The organism is Parapedobacter sp. 2B3 (assembly GCF_041925275.1).
Taxonomy (GTDB): domain Bacteria; phylum Bacteroidota; class Bacteroidia; order Sphingobacteriales; family Sphingobacteriaceae; genus Parapedobacter; species Parapedobacter pyrenivorans_A.
In genome coordinates this window covers 274,038-293,124 of sequence record NZ_JBHEUZ010000001.1, presented here as the reverse complement: position 1 = coordinate 293,124, position 19,087 = coordinate 274,038, and the positions used below count along the sequence as shown (strand labels likewise).

Genomic DNA, 19,087 nt, shown 5'->3' with positions numbered 1-19,087 from the left:
AGGTTGCGCAATGTTGAGTTGTGACCCGAGCTTGGTAGACCAAGAACCGTTCTCCCCAACAGAACAAAGTTACTTTTCATCAGCAAACGAATTCCGGGCGCAGTTGGTAGGCATTTATGCAGGGATATATGACGATTACAACTTCTCGGGTGTTGGATACAACGGATGGGTTAGCGGAGCTTGGCTCTTGCCTGGCGACGATCTGACCGAAAGCCGGGGGGGCAATACTTACTTTGAACTGTTCGATGGATCGTTAAACCCGAATAATTCCAGGGTGGAGTTTATCTTTAGGAGTGCATATAAGCAAATCGCGAAGACCAACGTGATGATTGATCGCGTCAAAACCGTCGACTTTTCGACATTCGACGGAGCTGATGAAATTGCCGGAATGGAAGGCGAGGCGCTCTTCTTCCGGGCTTATGCGTATTTTAAACTGTTTAATGTTTTTGGCTCCGTGCCGTTGGTAACGAAGCGGCTCCAAACCCAAGAAGAAGCTAATACGCCTAAGAGTCCGGCGTTGGACGTGCTCTCGCAAGTAATCACCGACTTGAAAGCCGCACTCGCTATCGTGCCGGAAAACAGGCCGGCTGCCGCTGCAGGAAGAATCACCAAGAATTCCGTACGGGGGCTATTGACCAAAGCCTTGGTGTTTCGGGGCGGTTATACCGGGAGCACTGCCGACCACCAAGAAGCATTGACGTACTTCAACGCGATCACTGCAGTACTGGTACCCGACTATTTGCATAATTTTAGTGCGGCGACCGAAAACAATGCTGAGTCGCTATATGAATTGCAGGCAACCACGCCCAGTAGCGGTAACAATAACCTGAACCTTGCCCACGATGGGGCATGGCGGGGGGTGGAAAACATGAGTGTGTTTCGTGGCTTCATGATGGAAGTCGCTGGCCGTGGCGACTTTAATGACGCCGTGAACACCAGATACCTGGTCACCGAGAAGTTGTTGTCGGCATTCGGTTCGGACCCGCGGATTAGTGTTTTTTTGAACCCCGAAGATGGGGTGGAAGGACGGATCTTCCAGAAGTACAACAAGCCTGACGGTGCGAACCAGTTGTCCGGTTTCCACGGAGGGTCGGTGAACAACGAGCGGATTCTTCGCTACGCCGACGTGAAACTCTTGGCCGCAGAAGCCGCATTGAAAGCTGGAAACGCAGCCGCGGCGATCGGACATGTCAACGACATACGGGCTAGAGCGAGAACATGGGCGCAAGCCTCGGGCCATGGCGACGGAACGGTGCCTGCAGCGCGCCCGACAACTGAAACCAACGTGGGCACCATCATGCAGTGGATCATGGACGAGCGTTTTGTGGAGTTGGCAGGCGAAGGGCACCGTTGGTGGGATCTGAAACGCTGGCACGCGGCAGGGGACATCAACCTGTCGGGCTGGACTGGGGATAATAACGGGTTCAGTACCTATCTGGCTTCTCCCGTACAATTTGATGTGAACAAACACTTGGTGTTTCCGTTACCACATGCGGAGATTGAGCGCAATAGCGGGATCATCGAAAATAATCCAGGCTACGATTAATTAGCAAAGCAAAATGCGCATGAAGCGGTTGCTTTTGCGCGATGGTTTACCTAGGTCTGTCTAAGGCTACCGGCCTGTGGACAGGCCAAGGTATTCATGCTGTTTCCCTGAACGGCGGTGGAACCCCCGTTTAATAACCGATGATTCCCCGTGTCTATAAAGCACGTCAAAATAAATCATAAGCAGATGATAAAAAGGATAATCTTTTATCTACCAATGCATAAACAATGTTTTTTACGGCAGCGACTTCCCGGCGCTGAATAAAATTGCTGCGGGATTTATTGGTGCGGGCATTGAAAGGCCCGCCCGGAAATTAGAGGACCGTGAAATATATAAGGATATGGCGGTTTGGAAAGAACCGGACACTGGGTCACCAGCCTGCAAGGGAAGAATCACTAATGTTAATGAAGACGAATTATGAAAGCGATTTTAGCAAAGAAAACGAAATTTTCAGGTGTAATAGCCCTATTTTTAATGGTGCTGCTAGGAGCCTGTAAAGATAAAGGTTCGGAAAATCTGGCATACAACGACTTGGCGCTTAGTCAGATTGAAATCGATGTAATGCCGGGCGAAAGTCACATCGTAAACATTACTGCAGGTAGCGGGAGCTATACGGTGAGCGTTGATTATGAAGCCGTTGCAGCTGCTAGCTTGAATGGAAACCGGATCACGATAACAGGCAAATCAAGCGGTACCGCTACCATTCATGTAAAAGACATCGAAACGCAGCAAACGGCCCAGGTGACGATTACCGTTGAGGGCATACCCGATGAAGGGGAGATGTATCCGCAGTCAAAGAAATTATGGGTATCGCCGGCCGGCAATGGCACTGGCTGGCGAAGGAATACGCCGGGTTCATTGGCCGCTATCATCGATGCGCAGCCCGGAGACACCGTGGTGTTGCTGGAAGGTACATATACGAATATGAAAATCGAAGACCTGAAAGGTACGGCCGAACAAAACATCACGATACGGGCCGAAAATATAGGTAAGGCGTTTTTCGACGGTCAAGTAAAAATTAATCATGTGATTGAGATCAGGCGTTGTGAATATATCAACTTCGAGGGTATCAAAGCGGGTAATGCCCTCCACTCCGTGTGGGTGACCGAGTTTAGCAATAACCTGACGTACAGGAGGTGCTCGGGCTTTAATGCCGGGTATGAGGTTTTGTCAGATGGCAATGTATTAAACACCTACACAGACAACTGCCATGTATTTGCCTTTAACGAATCCGAGTATATTCTGGCTGAAGATGTGTGGGGATGGGGAACGGGCAGGTACCTATTTCTTTACTACGAATGTAAAAACAGTGTACTCAGAAGAGGTGTTTTCCGTGGTACAGCGCCGGAGTTGGGATTTGGAAGTGACCGTGGGCCGCATTCGGGGCTTAACCTTTACAATTGCGACAACAGCATCGCTGAAAACTGTATCGCCTTCGAAACCCGCTTCCATCCCGAATCGAACCAGGCGCCCGACAACCCATGGGGATTGGTTATGGGCGGCATGGTCTTCGACGATCATTACGACCGCGGATACAATTATGTTTTTGGGTGTTTTGATCTGGGCAATGGGAACTGGCGGGACGATATACCGCGGGCCAATCCGGCGGTCCATGTAATGAGCAAATGGAATGGCAAGTTTGAAGACATCGTCATCTGGAAAAATGCGCTTAACTATCGGATTCAGATTACCTCAAGCGGTAAGGTGGATCTTCCGGAAAGGGCGTTGATCGGCGGGCCAACAGCCATACATCAGAACACGATTGATGCCGAAAGGCTAAAGTACCGGTATGTGGATGGCGTGCTCACAACAACACCGCTGTGGCCCTGGCCTTACGAGGATAATATCAAAGAGCAAATGGAAATGGAGGTCACGATGACGGAATACGTTCATGAAATGGTTGCCCCTCATTTGGATCTGAAATAGCCTGGTGCCGATAACAAGCAAAGTTAAACGGATGAAGCTGCCAGTATGGGCGGTGGTATCGCTAGCTTTCGTGGCACGTCATACCGATTTCTGAAAACACAATCATAATGAAGATATTACCTTGGAAAGTGCTGGCAACTACTGCAGCGATATTATTGGCGAATGCTTGTGGCCCCGATAATCATACAGACACCAGTGTCTTGGATGAAACATACATCCAACAGGAGCTATCTGCAGCCACCGAACAAATCAAGGAGTTGATCAGCGCCACTCCCTTAGACAGTTTCCCGAAAACCTTTGAGCGTGGCCGGCATGCCTTTTCGGACAGCCGATGGTGGACGTCTGGCTTTTATCCGGGTACGTTGTGGTATCTGTATGAATTTTCGGGAGATACAACGTTGCGCGTCGAAGCTCGTCGTAAGCTGACTTTTCTGCAAAAGGAAAAAGATAACCGGGGCACACACGACCTGGGATTCATGCTGTACTGCAGTTTCGGCCATGCTTGGCGCTTAGAAGGAAATCCGGGTGATGCGGCTGTCTTGTTAGCCGGAGCCAACTCGCTAGCCAGTCGGTTCAACGAAACGGTGGGGTGTATCCGCTCCTGGGATTTTAGCCGTGACCGGTGGCAGTTCCCGGTGATCATCGACAACATGATGAACCTGGAGCTTTTGAATTGGGCCAGCCGGGTATCGGGAGAAGAGCGTTACCAAGAAATTTCCAGGAGCCATGCCGATAAAACGTTGGCCAACCATTTCCGGCCGGATTACAGTACCTACCATCTCGTGGATTATGACACGGTTTCCGGCCAAGCGATTCAACACCTAACCTATCAGGGAGCATCCGACGAATCGGCTTGGGCGCGCGGACAATCGTGGGCGCTATATGGGTATACGATGATGTACCGCGACACACGCGATTCCGTCTATCTCAGTCAGGCGGTAAAGGTCGCAACGTACATCCTTAATCATCCCGGTCTGCCCGAGGATCTCATCCCTTATTGGGATTTCGATCTGGCCGGTACGCCCGGCACGTATCGGGACGTATCCGCTGCGGCGCTGAACGCTTCCGCACTGATCGAGCTGAGCGAATACGTCGAGTCCGACCAGCGTACCTCCTTTTTAAATGCCGCGGAAACGATCTTGCTGAATCTGGGGAAAGCGCCGTATCGGGCGCAGCCGGAGGAGGTCGGCGGGTTTTTGCTGAAGCATTCCGTGGGTAATTTTCCGGCAGCGTCTGAAATTGATGTGCCCCTCTCTTACGCCGATTATTATTACGTGGAGGCACTTATCCGCTATGGGCAAGCGATGGGTTTTTTACCGGAATAACGTTGGGTTTACTTGAATACTTATTGAATGAACATGATGAAACCCTTTATGGATCTCACACAATGAATGCAATTGACAAACGTGGTTTTATCGCTGCTAGGACTACAGGGATTGCCATTCTAAATCAAAAATAGCGGAAATGAAACAAACAACCATACTATCGATTATCTTATTGCTCGTCATGCCATGCATTGCGCAAGACGCGCCTATTAAACTATTGGTGCGCGCCGACGATATGGGAGCGTCCCGCTCGGCAAACGTCGCTGCCATGGAGGCTTACGAAAAAGGCATCGTACGATCGGTTGAAGTGATGGTGCCCGGCGCTTGGTTCGAAGAGGCGGCAATGTTACTCAACGATAGGCCAAGCCTCGATGTAGGCATCCACCTGACGTTGACCAGCGAGTGGTCGGCCGTAAAATGGCGGCCACTCACCGCTTGCCCAAGCATCACCGACAAAAGTGGCTATTTTTTTCCGTTCGTTTGGAAAAATGAACAGATGCCACAGGCCAGCATCGTGGAAAGTGCATGGGATATCGGTGAGATCGAACGGGAGCTTCGGGCGCAGATTGAACTGGGGTTGAAGCGGATCCCACATGTTACGCACCTGTCAGAACACATGGGATGCCTCAGCTTTTCCGAAACAACGAAACAACTGCTCAGGAAATTGGCCAGCGAATACGGTTTGTCGGTCAACCTAGAAAACGTCTCGCAATTTCCGCATTGGAGCGGAAACACGGTATCGGCTTCGGAAAAGGCTGGAAATCTGCTCAGGGAAATGGATCGACTCTCGGCCGGCACGTATTTGCTGGTCGAACATCCTGCCTTCGACGACCTGGAAACGCGGGGTATGGGACACGTTGGTTATGAGAACGTAGCGGAAGACCGCGCCGGCGTCCTGATGGCATTGACAAAACAGGAAGTTCGCGATAAAATAACCCAAAGGGGAATCCAATTGATTTCCTATAGAGACATGAAGCGGGATACGGCTACACGGACGGCCGATGACCGGCAACGTGCGCGTCCTGAAGTGAAATGGGTGAATGCCGGTTTGCCCCCCTCGAAAGGTCTTAGTCATCACGTCCTGGAAAGCGATGCGATGGGTCATGAAGTAGGGTTCACGGTATGGACGCCCGACGGCTACCAAGAAAACGCGCAGGTGCGTTACCCAGTCGTTTACTTCTTGCACGGTATGGGCGGGAACGAATCGTCGGATGCCGCGGGTTTTTCATCGTGGGTGGCGAAGGCCATAGAAAGCCGGGTGCTGCCGCCAGTCATCTGTGTATTCCCGAATGGTGGCCGGAGCGGATATCGAGGCCAGGTGGAACGGATGATCGTCGAAGAATTGATTCCCCTCATCGATGGCGAATACCGGACCATCCCGAAGGCAGAAGCCCGTGGGGTTGTAGGGTTCTCCATGGGCGGTGCGGGCGCGGTGCATTTGGCCATCAGGTACCCGAAATTGTTTAGCGTGGCAGGTAGTATGGGCGGGGGCATCCGCTTGGAGGGCGATGAACTTGAACAAGCCTTGATACAGGCGCTTCCCCTATGGAAGCAGCGGGGTTTCGGGTTTTTTCTGGTGAATGGAGACAACGATAGGCCGCAGGCGTTCAGCGCGTTTTCAGAAAGGTTGTCGGATGCTGGTGTCGATCATCAGCGATTGGTGCTGGAAGACACAGCCCATAACTTGGGGCATTATTACGAACGGTCCGTCAACCCACTCCTGCTCTTTGTTGGGAAACACCTGAAATTCTGATATCGAATGCTGCCGTCAGTTGTTGTTAGATGTATTGCTTTTTGTACATTTGGCTACGTGCCCGCCGCCGGTCAAGCGCACCAACGGCCGAAGCCCGTTGGATTAACAACCTATAAAAAAAGGAAATGCAAAGAAGGAAAATGATCAAACAAGCAGGGACGCTGGCCTTCGGGTTGGCGGGTTTGCCCTTGCTATCGGCTGGGGAGTTGCTTGCGGCAAAGCCCACCAATGCGCTTCCCCGGTGGAAGGGATTCAATGTGCTTGATTTCTTCCATCCCGACCCCCGGATGAGGCGGCAGCACACTACCCGAGACCATTTCCGTTGGATGGCCGACTGGGGTTTCGATTTTGTTCGCGTGCCCATGGCATACCCGTACTATGTGGATTTCGACCGGACCCGGCCTATCAACAAGGAAGAAGTGTGCCGCATCGACGATAAGCGGGTCCATGAGGTGGTGGAACTGGTGGAACAAGCCAATAGTCAAGGCCTGCACGTGAGCCTCAACTTACACCGGGCACCCGGGTTTTGCGTCAACGCGGGCTTCGAAGAACCTTATAATCTTTGGGCGGATAACGAAGCGATGGACGCGTTTGTCTTCCATTGGACGCATTGGGCCAAGTTGTTTAGGAACAAAACCCACGAATACATCAGCTTTGATTTGTTGAATGAGCCTTGCTTCCGCGAAGATATGAATGACCAGTTTTCCCGCCGCAGTGCGGTGCCCAAAGACTTGTACCGGAACTTAATCGTCAAAGGCTCGGATGCCATACGGATGGCCAATCCAACGCATTTGGTCATCGCCGATGGGAATAACATCGGTACAGAGGTCATTGACAATATATCCGACCTGGACGTTGCCCAAAGCTGTAGGGGCTATGCACCCGGCCTGGTTTCCCATTACAAAGCGCCTTGGGTATTCCAGCATCCGAACAACTTGCCGCCAGTTACCTGGCCAAGCGAAGAAAACGGTGTGCTGCAAGACAAGGCCTGGCTGAGGAAGCATTTTGCGCCGTGGATTGACTTGGTGAACCAAGGGGGTGGCGTGCATTGCGGCGAATGCGGCGCATGGAAAGAAACCCCGCATCAGGTAGCGCTCTCGTGGATGGATGACATGTTTTCCATATTGACGGAACACGGGATCGGTTTTGCACTTTGGGAGTTTGACGGGACTTTCGGTATACTGAATTCAGACCGGACGGACGTGGCATACGAAGACTGGTACGGGCAGAAGCTCGACCGGAAGATGCTCGATCTGTTGACGAAGTTTGTGTAATCAATATAAAATGACCGGGAAAAACCTTGCCTTCGCATTGATGGCAATTGTATACTGCGCCCAATGGGCGTACGCGCAGCCACGGAAAGTCCATGCGGCTTACATTGGCCATAGCCTGAGCGATCCGATCATTGACCGGGTATACGCCATGGCCAACCATCACGAACAGGTAGAATTCAGCTTTCGCTACCAAACGAACCCCGGCTCTTCCCTGAAACAGAGCTGGGAAATCAAGGAAAAAGGGTACGAGGCCGTCAACCCGTTTTATGCCGGGTATTATGACGAGCGATATGGGCTGCCCAGGGGAAATTTCGATGTGCTCGTGCTAACGGAATCCGTTCCCCGCCGGATGGAAAACATCCACGAGACCTACCAGTATGCGGATAGTTTTTACACGTTCGCCACCGGGCACAACCCCGATATCCAGATCTACCTGTATGAGGTTTGGCATTGCATCCATAGCGGTACACCTACGGCATGCGCCTGGGACGTGGATGCCAACCCCTGGCGGCAACGACTGGATGATGACCTGCCCATGTGGGAAAGCGTGGTCGATACCCTGAACAAACGGTTCGAGCCCCGAAAACCTGTGCGGCTGATCCCAAGCGGGCAAGGGATGGCAGCGTTGTATGATGCTGTCTTGGCTGGTGAAATCCCCGGGTTAAGCACCCTCGAAGATCTATTCAGCGACGACATCCATATCAATGGCATTGGGGGATATTTCGTGGCATGTATCCATTTCTCTACCTTGTATAACCAATCGCCCGTAGGGCTGCCCAATATATTGACGGATATGTGGGGCAGGCCATATGATGATGATCCTACACCCGAGCAAGCGCTGAAATTGCAGGAGTTGGCATGGGAGGTCGTGCGCAGATACCGATAAATCCGCAGGTCATGCACCATTAGCATAATGGTACAGGACAGTGAAGCTGCCTTTTGCTGTTATCTTTACCGACTTACCAACTTTGATGATCTTCAGATTATGAAACAACGATTATTGCTGCTGCTATGGGGTGTTTTTGGTACATTGTGTTGGCTGGACGCATCCGCCAAACCCAATAGCGCGGTACTCCCTTATAGTCTTCGTTGCGAATATCTTGAAAATCCGACGGGAATCACTGTGCAGTCGCCACGACTAAGCTGGATATTGGAAGCAACGGATAAGACGGCATTTGGACAGCATCAGACCGCCTATCGGGTGTTAGTGGCGTCAACAACCCGGTTATTAGCCAAAGAAAACGGTGATGTGTGGGATAGTGGCTGGGTAAATTCAGACCAGATGCAGCATATCGCATATAGTGGGCAGAAGCTGCACTCGGACCGTGCCTACCATTGGAAAGTGCAGGTGAAAGATGAACAGGGAAGGGTTTCGGCATGGAGTGAACCGGCTTATTGGACAACGGGATTGTTCGATGCGAACGGTTGGAAGGCCCAATGGATTGGTAGTGACGAAATGTACAATCGCGCAGCCGCAGAAAACAATATTACAGACCCATGGTTCAGAAAGACGGTAGCACTTAGCAAGCGGCCCGGCAAAGCGACGATATTTGTAGCTTCTGTGGGCTATCATGAATTGTATGTGAACGGTGAGCGGATCGGGGATGAGGTACTTGCTCCCGCCGTGACAGACCATACCAAACGGGCCCGCTATGTGGCCTATGACATTGCCGATAAACTGAAGCGTGGAACCAATGTCATCGCGCTCTGGTTGGGCACGTCGTGGTCGATTTTCCCGGGGTACATTCTCCATGACGACCGCCCACTCACCCCAATCGTGACCGCACAAATGGACGTGTACGAAGAAGTGTCGCCCGGCGACGGTGCCCGGCCGCTGGCTAGGGTTGTTACCGACGCTTCATGGAAAACCCATCCCAGCCCCAACCGTCTGCTCGGTAAGTGGGATTTTAGAAATATGGGCGGCGAAATATGGGATGCACGGAAGGAAATCGCCGATTGGAATAGAACAAGCTGTGACGAAACGGCATGGCGCCCGGCAATCGAGTACCCCACGAAATTAACGCTTTCGCCACAAGTGATTGAAGGTAACCGTCTCTTTGACGAAATCCGGCCGGTAGCCATCGAAGAACGAGCCGATGGTTCGTTCCGGGTCGATATGGGTGTCAACTTTGCGGGGTGGACCGAAGTGAGCGTGAAAGGGCAGGAAGGCGATACCATCCGTTTTTTTTACTCCGAGCGTGAACAGGATGATATCACATTTGGTCTTCATAGTGCTTACGTCATTGGCGATGGGGGAACGGGAACGTTCCGCAATCGTTTCAATTACAGCTCCGGGCGATGGATTACCATCCGCGGACTGGATGAAGCACCCGATTTAGCGGATATCCGTGGGTGGATGGTACGGACAGACTTTGACAACGCAGCGCGGTTCGAATGTTCCGATACGCTGCAGAACTGGATGTATGACCGGATACGATGGACATTTGAAAACCTTTCGCTCGGTGGTTTTATTGTCGACTGCCCCCAGCGCGAGCGTATGGGGTACGGAGGCGATGCGCATGCGACGAGCGAAACAGGTATGTTCAACTATCACTTGGCGGCTTTCTATACGAAGTGGATGCAAGATTGGCGTGACGTGCAGGGTACGGAGCCCATGGTTGGCAATATGCTGGATACGAATTATGCCCGTAAGGCAGTAACCAGCGGGCGCTTGCTGAATAATGGCGTACTGCCGCATACAGCCCCCACGTATTGGGGCGGCGGCGGGCCGGCATGGGGCGGAATTGTGGTTACGTTGCCTTGGTTTATGTACCAACATTACGGCGATAAACAGGTATTGGATGCTAATTTCGAGCTTATTCAAGGTTGGCTTGGGTTTTTGAAATCACATACCCAAGACAACCTATTGCAGCGCTTTGGTGGGCAATGGGATTTCCTGGGCGACTGGCTGTGGCCGAACGCCACAGCCGAGGGCATGAATAACGATAAACCGGAGACACTTTGCTTGAATAATGCCTATTACGTATTCAACCTGCGTACCGCTGCAAAAATTGCTGGAATCATTGGTAGAACAAAAGAGGCCAATGCGTGGGAGGCACAGGCTGAGGCCTCGGCCAAAGCGATACATGCCCGCTTTTTCAATGAAGCGGACCATAGCTACGCAGACGGTTCCATGGCCAATCTGGCCGCAGCCCTGCTGGCCGATATTCCGCCTGCACAGCTACGCAGCAACGTGATGGAACGTCTGGAAAGAGAGATTGTCGACGTACGAGGTGGGCACATCCATGCTGGTATCACAGGTGGGGCATTGCTTTTTAAGCTCCTGCGCGACGAAGGGAGAGACGACTTGATTTATAGCATGGTGTCTCAAACGGCCTATCCCAGTTGGGGGTATATGAAAGCGAATGGCGCAACGACAATTTGGGAGATGTGGGAAAAAGACCTTCCCGGTCACTCGTTGCTGCACAGTTCATACCTTTATCCCGGGGCATGGTACATCGATGGCGTTGCCGGCATCAAGCGCGATCCGCAATTTCCAGGATTTAGAAAATTCATCATCCGCCCGCCGTTTCGGGATGCCACTGATTTAACATGGGCCAACGGATCGTTTGAATCGCCTGTTGGCACTATTGAATCGAACTGGTCGCGGAAAGACCGCAAGCTAACGCTGGACGTAACGGTGCCGCCCAATAGTGTTGCTACCTTGCAACTGCGGCCGGAAGAAGCCGTGGATATCTCAGCATATAAAAGCATTGAGCGGCTTGCCGATCACGATGGACTGTTGCAATATAAGGTGTTGCCGGGTACGTACCGGCTGGTACAGCTAACAGCACCATAGCCACGCATATCAAATTCATCCAACATCACTCATTTTATACGAATATGTACAACCCTTTTAATAGTACCTGCCGGAAAGTTGTTCGGGGTTTAATGGCGTTACCTGTTCTGTGTGGCATTTCCATAACGTTTTTGTGGGCCCAACAGAAAGAAAAAATAACGTTTAAACCCCACTTCGTCGCCGCCGAAAGTTTTGAATCGGTCGGTGTGATAGACGTGAATAACGATGGTAAGCCAGACCTCGTCTCCGGCGACTTTTTTTACCTCAATGAGGGGGATGGCCACACGATTTTCCGCAATCGCCACCGACTGGGTGATCAGCCGGCATATGGCGAGTACTTCGACGATTTTGCGACCATTCCCTTAGATGTCAATAAAGATGGGCGCATGGATTTTATTACCGGTGGTTGGTTTGGAGAAGAGTTGCGTTGGCATGAGAATGTGGGGACGGACGGTGAATGGCCGGCACACGTCATCGCGAAGATAGGTAACGTAGAAACCGTGAGGGCTTGGGACCTGGATAACGATGGACAGGTAGAAATTGTGCCGAATACGCCGGGTTCACCATTGCATTATTTCCGACTGGAAGGGCCGGGTAAATTCGCCCGTTACGAAGTGGGCGATTATAAAAGCCATGGCTTGGGTTTCGGTGATATCAACGGCGATGGAAGAGGCGATTTCATCATAAGCAGCGGCTGGATAGAAAACACAGGGAATAACGAATGGGTTTTCCATCCCGATTTTGATCTTGGCCACGATGCCAGTATCCCAATCATCGTGACCGACCTCAACGGAGACGGTAACAACGACCTCATTGTGGGGAACGCACATAGCTACGGTCTCCACTGGTACGAGCAACAGGTCAGCGCCGAAGGACAACGGACTTTTAAAAAGCACCTGATCGATGATACAGCTTCCCAATACCACGAACTGGTATGGACCGATATCACGGGCGATGGTAAACCGGAATTGATAACGGGTAAGCGCTACCGGGCACACAACGGTGGTGATCCGGGGGCGAATGATGATGTCGGTTTGTATTATTTCACTTGGGACGGCAAATCGTTTACCAAAAATATAATAGCGTACGGCCCTCCGGGTGTTGGTAAAGGCACAGGGATCTATATGCAAGTTGCCGACTTGAGAGGTGCAGGAAGAAAAGATATTGTAGTGGCCGGAAAAGACGGCCTTTGGGTATTTTTCAATGAAGGTATTAAGTAAAAAAAACAACGAGTTAATTTAACACCGAATGCTTAAGATGAAGTTATTTTTGTTTGCCAGCGGGATAATCGGTACGCTGCTAGCCGGTACTTGCTTAGACCTTCCCGCTCAACGATTGAGCAATCAGCCCCAATTGGAGTTCAAACCAAACGAGCGGATCCTTTTTCTGGGAAGCTCACTCTTCGAGAATGAATTAAAAAGCGGGTATTTGGAGTATGCTATTTCCAGCCGTTGGCCCGATAAGGACCTTACTTTCAGAAACCTCGGCTGGACCGGTGACAACGTATTTGCCGAAGCACGGAGCACCTTTACCACACCGCCTACACCTTACCAGCAGTTGTTTCAGCAAATAAGAAGCACCAACCCGAACCACGTGCTGATTGCGTATGGGGGCATTGAATCCCAAAAGGGAGATGAAGGACTTGACGAGTTCGTTAGGGGGCTTGAAATAATTATTGATTCCGTCGATGCATTGGGAGCACAGACTACCTTGTTGTCTACAATTCCAGTGAAGCGTGCGGGAAGTACGGAGAACACGGTTACCCAAAACAAGAACCTTAAACGGTATGCCGAAGCGATTGATTCCGTGGCCACGAAACGCAAAAAAAGGTTCGTAGACATCTACACGCCCATTGCTGAAAATACCGACGACATCTATCTCGACAACGGCATCCATTTGAACGATGCGGGCTATTATTACCTTGCCCAAGTGCTCGAACAATCTTTTGGATGGCCCGCGCGCGGATCAAAAGTGATGGTTAAAGCGTCCAAGTCTAAAGCTACTGCCACCGGCCCGGCTAAAATTATTTCGAACAGCGGAGACAATGTCGTATTCAGCGTGGAAGAACCGGTTCTTCCACTTCCTTTACCTGATGCAGGTAAACCCGCTGAGCAAGCATCTGTGTCTGTTCAGGTAAGCGGACTGGCGAGCGGATACTACACCTTGACGGAGAACGGTCGGCAGTTGGTTACCGCGTCAGCGACCGACTGGGCGAAAGGTATCGTATTGGACCACGGAGTCTCACAGGAACAAGCAGCAAAAATAAGTGGCTATATCGTCAAGAAAAACGAATTGTTTTTCGAGCAGTACCGCCCGTTGAATAGGACGTATATCTTGGGTTTCAGATCGTATGAGCAGGGTCGGCATAAACAAGGTCTTGCAGACCTGGATTTCATTATTGCTTGGTTGGAAGACCAAATTAACCTCCATCGGAAACCGGTGGTCAAAACATATGAACTGACTCCTTTGAAGGATTAATACCGGCTCGCCGTAAACAAATAACAGAAAACAAACAGATGAAACTCATACGTGTGTTGCCGGCCTTACGCGGCTTATTCGTTGCACCATTGTTGTTAATAAGTGCTTGTTCAACCCAACCGGAGGAGCCTGAGGAGTATCCCGAAGATGACCCGAGGAATGAACTAGCATCCTTCGAGATCGCCGAAGGCTTTGAGGTCTCGCTGTTTGCTGCTGAGCCGCTGGTGGCAAAACCCATTCAGATGAACTGGGATGCCCAAGGGCGGCTATGGGTGATTACCAGCACAGCGTACCCGCTATCTAAAACCGGTGAGGAAGCCAATGATAAAGTGTTCATCCTCGAAGATACCGATGGGGATGGTGTTGCGGACAAATCGACGGTTTTTGCAGAGGGCTTGGTTCAACCTACCGGAATCCTGCCGGGCGATGGCGGCGTTTATGTGGCAAACGCTACGGAAATCCTGTACTTGTCAGACACTGATGGCGATGGCAAAGCAGATCAGCGAAAGACGATACTAAGCGGTTTCGGTACCGGCGACACCCACCATCTCATCCATACCTTCCGTTGGGGTCCCGAGGGGAGGCTGTATTTCAACCAATCGATTTACATCCATAGCCACGTGGAAACCCCCTGGGGAATCAAGCGGCTTGAAGGTGGGGGGGTATGGAGGCTCCAACCTCACACGCTCGAACTGGACGTATATGCAAAAGGGCTCGTGAACCCATGGGGGCTGCGTTTTGATCAGTATGGGCAATCTTTCCTCACCGATGGTGCGGGCGGAGAGGGAATCAACTATGCATTCCCCGGCGCTACCTTCCTTGCGTCTCCGGGTGCCGAAGAAATACTCCGTGGGCTGAATCCCGGGCAACCGAAACATTCCGGATTGGAAGTTGTATCGGGGCGGCATTTGCCCGATTCAATGGCAGGAAGCCTAATCACCAATGATTTCCGTGCCAATCGCATCAATCGCTTCGAACTGGAAGAGCAGGGTAGTGGATATGCTTCCAAGCAAATGCCCGACCTGCTCTGGACCGATCACGTTGCCTTCCGGCCGGTAGATATTTCCATCGGTCCCGATGGGGCCATTTATGTTGCCGACTGGTATAATCCGATTATCCAGCATGGCGAGGTAGATTTCCACGACCCGCAGCGCGATAGGGAGCGCGGGCGAATCTGGCGCATAACCGCCAAGAAGAGGTCGTTGGTAAAGAAACCCAAACTGGTGGGTGCATCGGTAGGTGATCTTTTGAAAGCGTTGGAGGCCCCAGAGGCATGGACACGCGAACAAGCCCGGCAGCTATTGAAAGAGCGGGGGGCGGAAGCGGTTGCCGAACCCCTGCAAAGCTGGCTGGATAAGCTCAACAAAAAAAGCGAAGATTACGAGCGATTGAAGCTCGAAGGTTTGTGGGTGTTCCAGGCAATCGATACCTATAACGGACCGCTATTGGAAAGCTTGTTGGATGCACAAAGCCATCAGGTGCGGGCCGGAGCCCTCAGGTCGTTGCAGCTGTGGCATAAACAGGTCGGTAATTTGGAAGCCATCCTGCAAAAGGCGGTTAAGGATGCGCACCCGCAGGTGCGCCTTGAGGCTGTGATCGCGCTACGCGAATTAGGTGCTGCTACGGCGGCAAAGACGGCCTTGGATGTGTTGGACCAGCCGATGGATGAGTTCCTCAATTTTGCGTTGTGGCAGACGCTGCGGCAGCTCGAACCCGAATGGCTCGCCGCCGTTAAAAACGACCCGAAATTCTTTGGCAATGCTGGAAAAACTTCGTACGCGTTGAAGTCGGCGGCTGCCGCGGAAGCCATTACCCTTTTAACACAGCTTTACAAAGAAGGGCAGGTGCCGCAACCCTATCAAAAAGATGTGCTGTCGGCTATCGCCAAACGTGGTCAATTGCAAGATATAAACATTGTTTTCGACGTTGCGATCGATCGGTTTTCTAGGGAACAAGGCGATGTTTCGGGCGAACTCGCCGCGCTGGAAGATGCCGCACGAAGCAGACAGATGTTGGTTAACCACCAAGTGGGTCGCCTCAAGGCAGTTATTGAGGATGGAGACGAAGCGTCTGCAATAGCCGCTATCAAACTGGCAGGAGCACTCAAGGCAAACGTGTTCGAACCCCAGCTCAAAAAGTTCGTGAGCCATGGGAACCGGAATTATGCGAAAGCCGCGATGAGGGCCATGGCTGCCATCAACCCGGCAGCCACGCAAGCGCTGCTGAAAAACCTGGCTACCGCGCAACATCCCATGGATCTCCGTCTCATCGCTGTTTCGCAACTGGTGCGGCTCAATGCTGCTGCCGCTGCCAAGATCGGTGTGGGTTTGCTCAATGAACTGGAAGACCCAGAGCAGGCCCTAGGTGTCTTCAACGAATTTCTCGCCGATGGTGGTCGTACCAATGCACTGGCCACAGAATTGATAGCCACCCGCATACCGGAGGCCGTGGCGCTGGCGGCGCGCAAGCATGTGCAGACCGCGATTCCCGGAGACCGCAGGGAAAAGGATGAAGTCAAGTTACTGATCCAAGGGTTGGAGGCCTCAGGCGGTGTATTACCGGCCGAACGCATGCCGCAGGACCTGGACGCTGATCAAATCGCAGCGCTCGTTTCCAAGGCGGAGAAAGGTGGCAACCCGATGAAAGGAGAGCTGATCTTCCGCAAGCGGGAACTTGCCTGCCTCACATGCCATGCGGTTGGCGGTGCGGGTGGGCAGATAGGCCCCGACTTGAGCAGCCTTGGAACAAGCTTGAAGGGGGAGGCCATTGTTGAGTCCATTCTATATCCCACCGAATCGATTAAAGAAGGATACGAGCTGCAACGGGTGGTCCGTACGGATGGTACCGAAATGATGGGCTACCTGGTAGCAGATAGACCCAGTGAGGTCGTCATGAGGGACGTTGCCGGCAATGAGGTGCCTATCCCGAAAGAGAAGATACAGACAAGGGAGAAGATACCCGGTTCATTGATGCCGCCAAATTTAACCGCAAGTTTGGATGAGGAAGAGTTTACCGACTTGATCAGTTACCTCTCGAAATTGGGTAAAACCGGTGCTTTCAGGGTTCCTACGGAGCGGTTTGTGAGGCGCTGGCAGGCGGTGCCGGTAAACGATGAAATGCTGGAAAAAATAAAGAATGAAGGTATTGAAGTTGTTTCCGAAGTAAATAGGCCAGGCGGGGCAGCCCACTACAGCATGGCTTCGGGCGCGCTACCCCTCGATGAATTGTCCGTTGTAGAGGCCAGTAAAGAAAGCCGTTACAGCTTTGTGAAATTCCAGGTGGAAATCCTGACGCCGGGTGAAGTGACACTTCGCTTTGACGACGCAAATGGTATAACCGTCTGGACAGAGGCCGGTGCACTCGTCATCCAAGAGAACAAGCTTACCACCCGGTTTACGCAGGGCGTGCAGCACATTGTCTTAGCGGTAGATCGGAATGTCCGCAACGAAGGGCCATTGCGGATACAGCTGACCGACGATGGCAGTGCGCAAGCACGGTTGGTGATGGGGAAGTAGTATAAAAGTTGGTATCTTTGCGCATTCGTAAAAAAATCACATCATGGAAAAACGTATAGCAATCGACCAACTTGAACCCGGAAGCTATCAAGCCGTGTACGCGTTGGAGAAATACCTCGCGCAATCGCAGCTGACGCCCATACATAAAGAGCTGATTAAAATCCGGGCATCGCAGCTTAATGGCTGCGCATTTTGCCTCGATATGCATACCAAAGATGCGCTAAAGTACGGAGAAACCCCACAGCGCATCTTCCTGCTTGATGCGTGGCGTGAAACCGATTTATTTACGGAAGAGGAACGTATCCTCTTGCAGGTTACGGAGGAGGTTACCTTAATCAGCCAGCAGGGACTCACCACGGAAACGTATGAAGCTGCGCTGAAGATTCTCGGCGAAAACTACCTCGCACAAGCTATTGTAGCAGTAGCCACGATTAATGTTTGGAATCGGCTTGCCGTCAGTACACATAAGCCAGTACCCCACACCCCAACGGTTTTGTGACAAAGCGCAACACCTTCCGATTTGTCTAAGCGTACAAAAATCGTAATTTTGTGAATTGCACAATTTTTTCATTGAAAGGGAGATACTGTGGACGTAAATACAAGCGAGGTCGCCATCGGTGATGCCATCAGTAGCGCATTGAAGTCGCGTCTTCATGCATCGACGTGGCTGTGGCTATCTGCACAGGTAGAAAGCCTTGGTGCGGACCCGAGTCAGGCAACAGTAGTACGGATATTCACGTCGTTGCCCAGGCAACTCAAGGCGGATGAAACGCTGTCGCCGATTTCGCTCGCCGACGTACCCGAAGGCCTCCATGGACTTCCGCTGGCGGTTGGAGAGTGGACGGTCGTAAGGCTAGCACGGGTTTGGCTATTGATGGGGATTCCCAAGCTGGATGAAGAGGCATATGTACAGTTAATTGAGCGGCTGTTCAAATACGGCGATATGGAAGAATTGGCTGCGCTCTATTCGGCGCTGCCGGTTTATCACTATCCCGAAGCGTGGTTATCGCGTTGCAAGGAGGGCATTCGGAGTAACATCGGCCCAGTGCGGCACGCTGTGATGGTAAATAACCCATATCCAGCCCGTTTTTTGGAGGAGGAAGCCTGGAATCAATTGGTGCTCAAGGCTTTTTTTACCGACGAAGATATTCCCCATATTATCGGTTTGAAAGAACGCAATAACCTGCGGTTGGCACAGGCATTGACTGACTATGCGTACGAACGTTATGCTGCGCAACGGGAAATCAACCCGATGCTGTGGATACTTGTGGGACCCTTCCTGGATGCGCGCGCTTTTGATCTGATGGAACGCATCATGGAAAACGGGCATCATCCCACCGAGCGGAGCGCAATCGCGTATGCATTCAAACACAGTGGTTACGGCCGTGCCCGGCAGTACCTCGGCGACCGTGAGGTGCCTGCGGCGCTTTCGGAATACCGTGGTACCCCCTGGGAAAGATGGGCGCAATGA

Annotated in this window: 12 protein-coding genes; all 12 read left to right on the top strand. The window is 51.9% G+C overall.

Going from position 1 to position 19,087, the window contains the following annotated elements; genetic code table 11:
* The first annotated feature begins 10 nt into the window (after positions 1 to 10).
* Positions 11 to 1,546 (top strand): RagB/SusD family nutrient uptake outer membrane protein, encoded by a 1,536-nt coding sequence (locus ACEVG1_RS01095; protein ID WP_374741690.1) that lies wholly within the window; start codon positions 11 to 13, stop codon positions 1,544 to 1,546.
* A 417-nt stretch (positions 1,547 to 1,963) separates the two neighbouring features.
* Positions 1,964 to 3,472 carry a chondroitinase-B domain-containing protein gene (locus ACEVG1_RS01090; RefSeq protein ID WP_374741689.1) on the top strand — a complete coding sequence of 503 codons (1,509 nt, stop codon included), beginning with the start codon at positions 1,964 to 1,966 and terminating at the stop codon, positions 3,470 to 3,472.
* A gap of 107 nt (positions 3,473 to 3,579) precedes the next feature.
* On the top strand, positions 3,580 to 4,797 hold the full coding sequence (locus ACEVG1_RS01085) for a glucuronyl hydrolase (RefSeq protein WP_374741688.1): 1,218 nt from the start codon (positions 3,580 to 3,582) through the stop codon (positions 4,795 to 4,797).
* A 139-nt stretch (positions 4,798 to 4,936) separates the two neighbouring features.
* Complete coding sequence (locus ACEVG1_RS01080) at positions 4,937 to 6,550, top strand: ChbG/HpnK family deacetylase (RefSeq protein ID WP_374741687.1); 1,614 nt, start codon at positions 4,937 to 4,939, stop codon at positions 6,548 to 6,550.
* 125 nt (positions 6,551 to 6,675) lie between these two features.
* Complete coding sequence (locus tag ACEVG1_RS01075) at positions 6,676 to 7,824, top strand: glycoside hydrolase family 5 protein (protein WP_374741686.1); 1,149 nt, start codon at positions 6,676 to 6,678, stop codon at positions 7,822 to 7,824.
* 10 nt (positions 7,825 to 7,834) lie between these two features.
* Positions 7,835 to 8,710: a hypothetical protein gene (locus ACEVG1_RS01070; RefSeq protein WP_374741685.1), complete on the top strand. Its 876-nt coding sequence runs from the start codon at positions 7,835 to 7,837 to the stop codon at positions 8,708 to 8,710.
* A gap of 99 nt (positions 8,711 to 8,809) precedes the next feature.
* A complete protein-coding gene (locus tag ACEVG1_RS01065; protein WP_374741683.1) occupies positions 8,810 to 11,623 on the top strand; it encodes a family 78 glycoside hydrolase catalytic domain in 2,814 nt (937 codons plus the stop codon).
* 92 nt (positions 11,624 to 11,715) lie between these two features.
* Complete coding sequence (locus ACEVG1_RS01060) at positions 11,716 to 12,843, top strand: FG-GAP repeat domain-containing protein (protein WP_374741682.1); 1,128 nt, start codon at positions 11,716 to 11,718, stop codon at positions 12,841 to 12,843.
* Positions 12,844 to 12,880: 37 nt separating this feature from the next.
* Positions 12,881 to 14,101, top strand: coding sequence for a GDSL-type esterase/lipase family protein (locus ACEVG1_RS01055; RefSeq protein WP_374741681.1), 1,221 nt, complete (start codon positions 12,881 to 12,883; stop codon positions 14,099 to 14,101).
* 38 nt (positions 14,102 to 14,139) lie between these two features.
* Positions 14,140 to 17,616 carry a PVC-type heme-binding CxxCH protein gene (locus ACEVG1_RS01050; protein ID WP_374741679.1) on the top strand — a complete coding sequence of 1,159 codons (3,477 nt, stop codon included), beginning with the start codon at positions 14,140 to 14,142 and terminating at the stop codon, positions 17,614 to 17,616.
* 43 nt (positions 17,617 to 17,659) lie between these two features.
* Complete coding sequence (locus ACEVG1_RS01045; protein ID WP_374741678.1) at positions 17,660 to 18,115, top strand: carboxymuconolactone decarboxylase family protein; 456 nt, start codon at positions 17,660 to 17,662, stop codon at positions 18,113 to 18,115.
* 87 nt (positions 18,116 to 18,202) lie between these two features.
* Entirely contained in the window at positions 18,203 to 19,087 is an 885-nt protein-coding gene (locus ACEVG1_RS01040) for an EboA domain-containing protein (RefSeq protein WP_374741676.1), read from the top strand.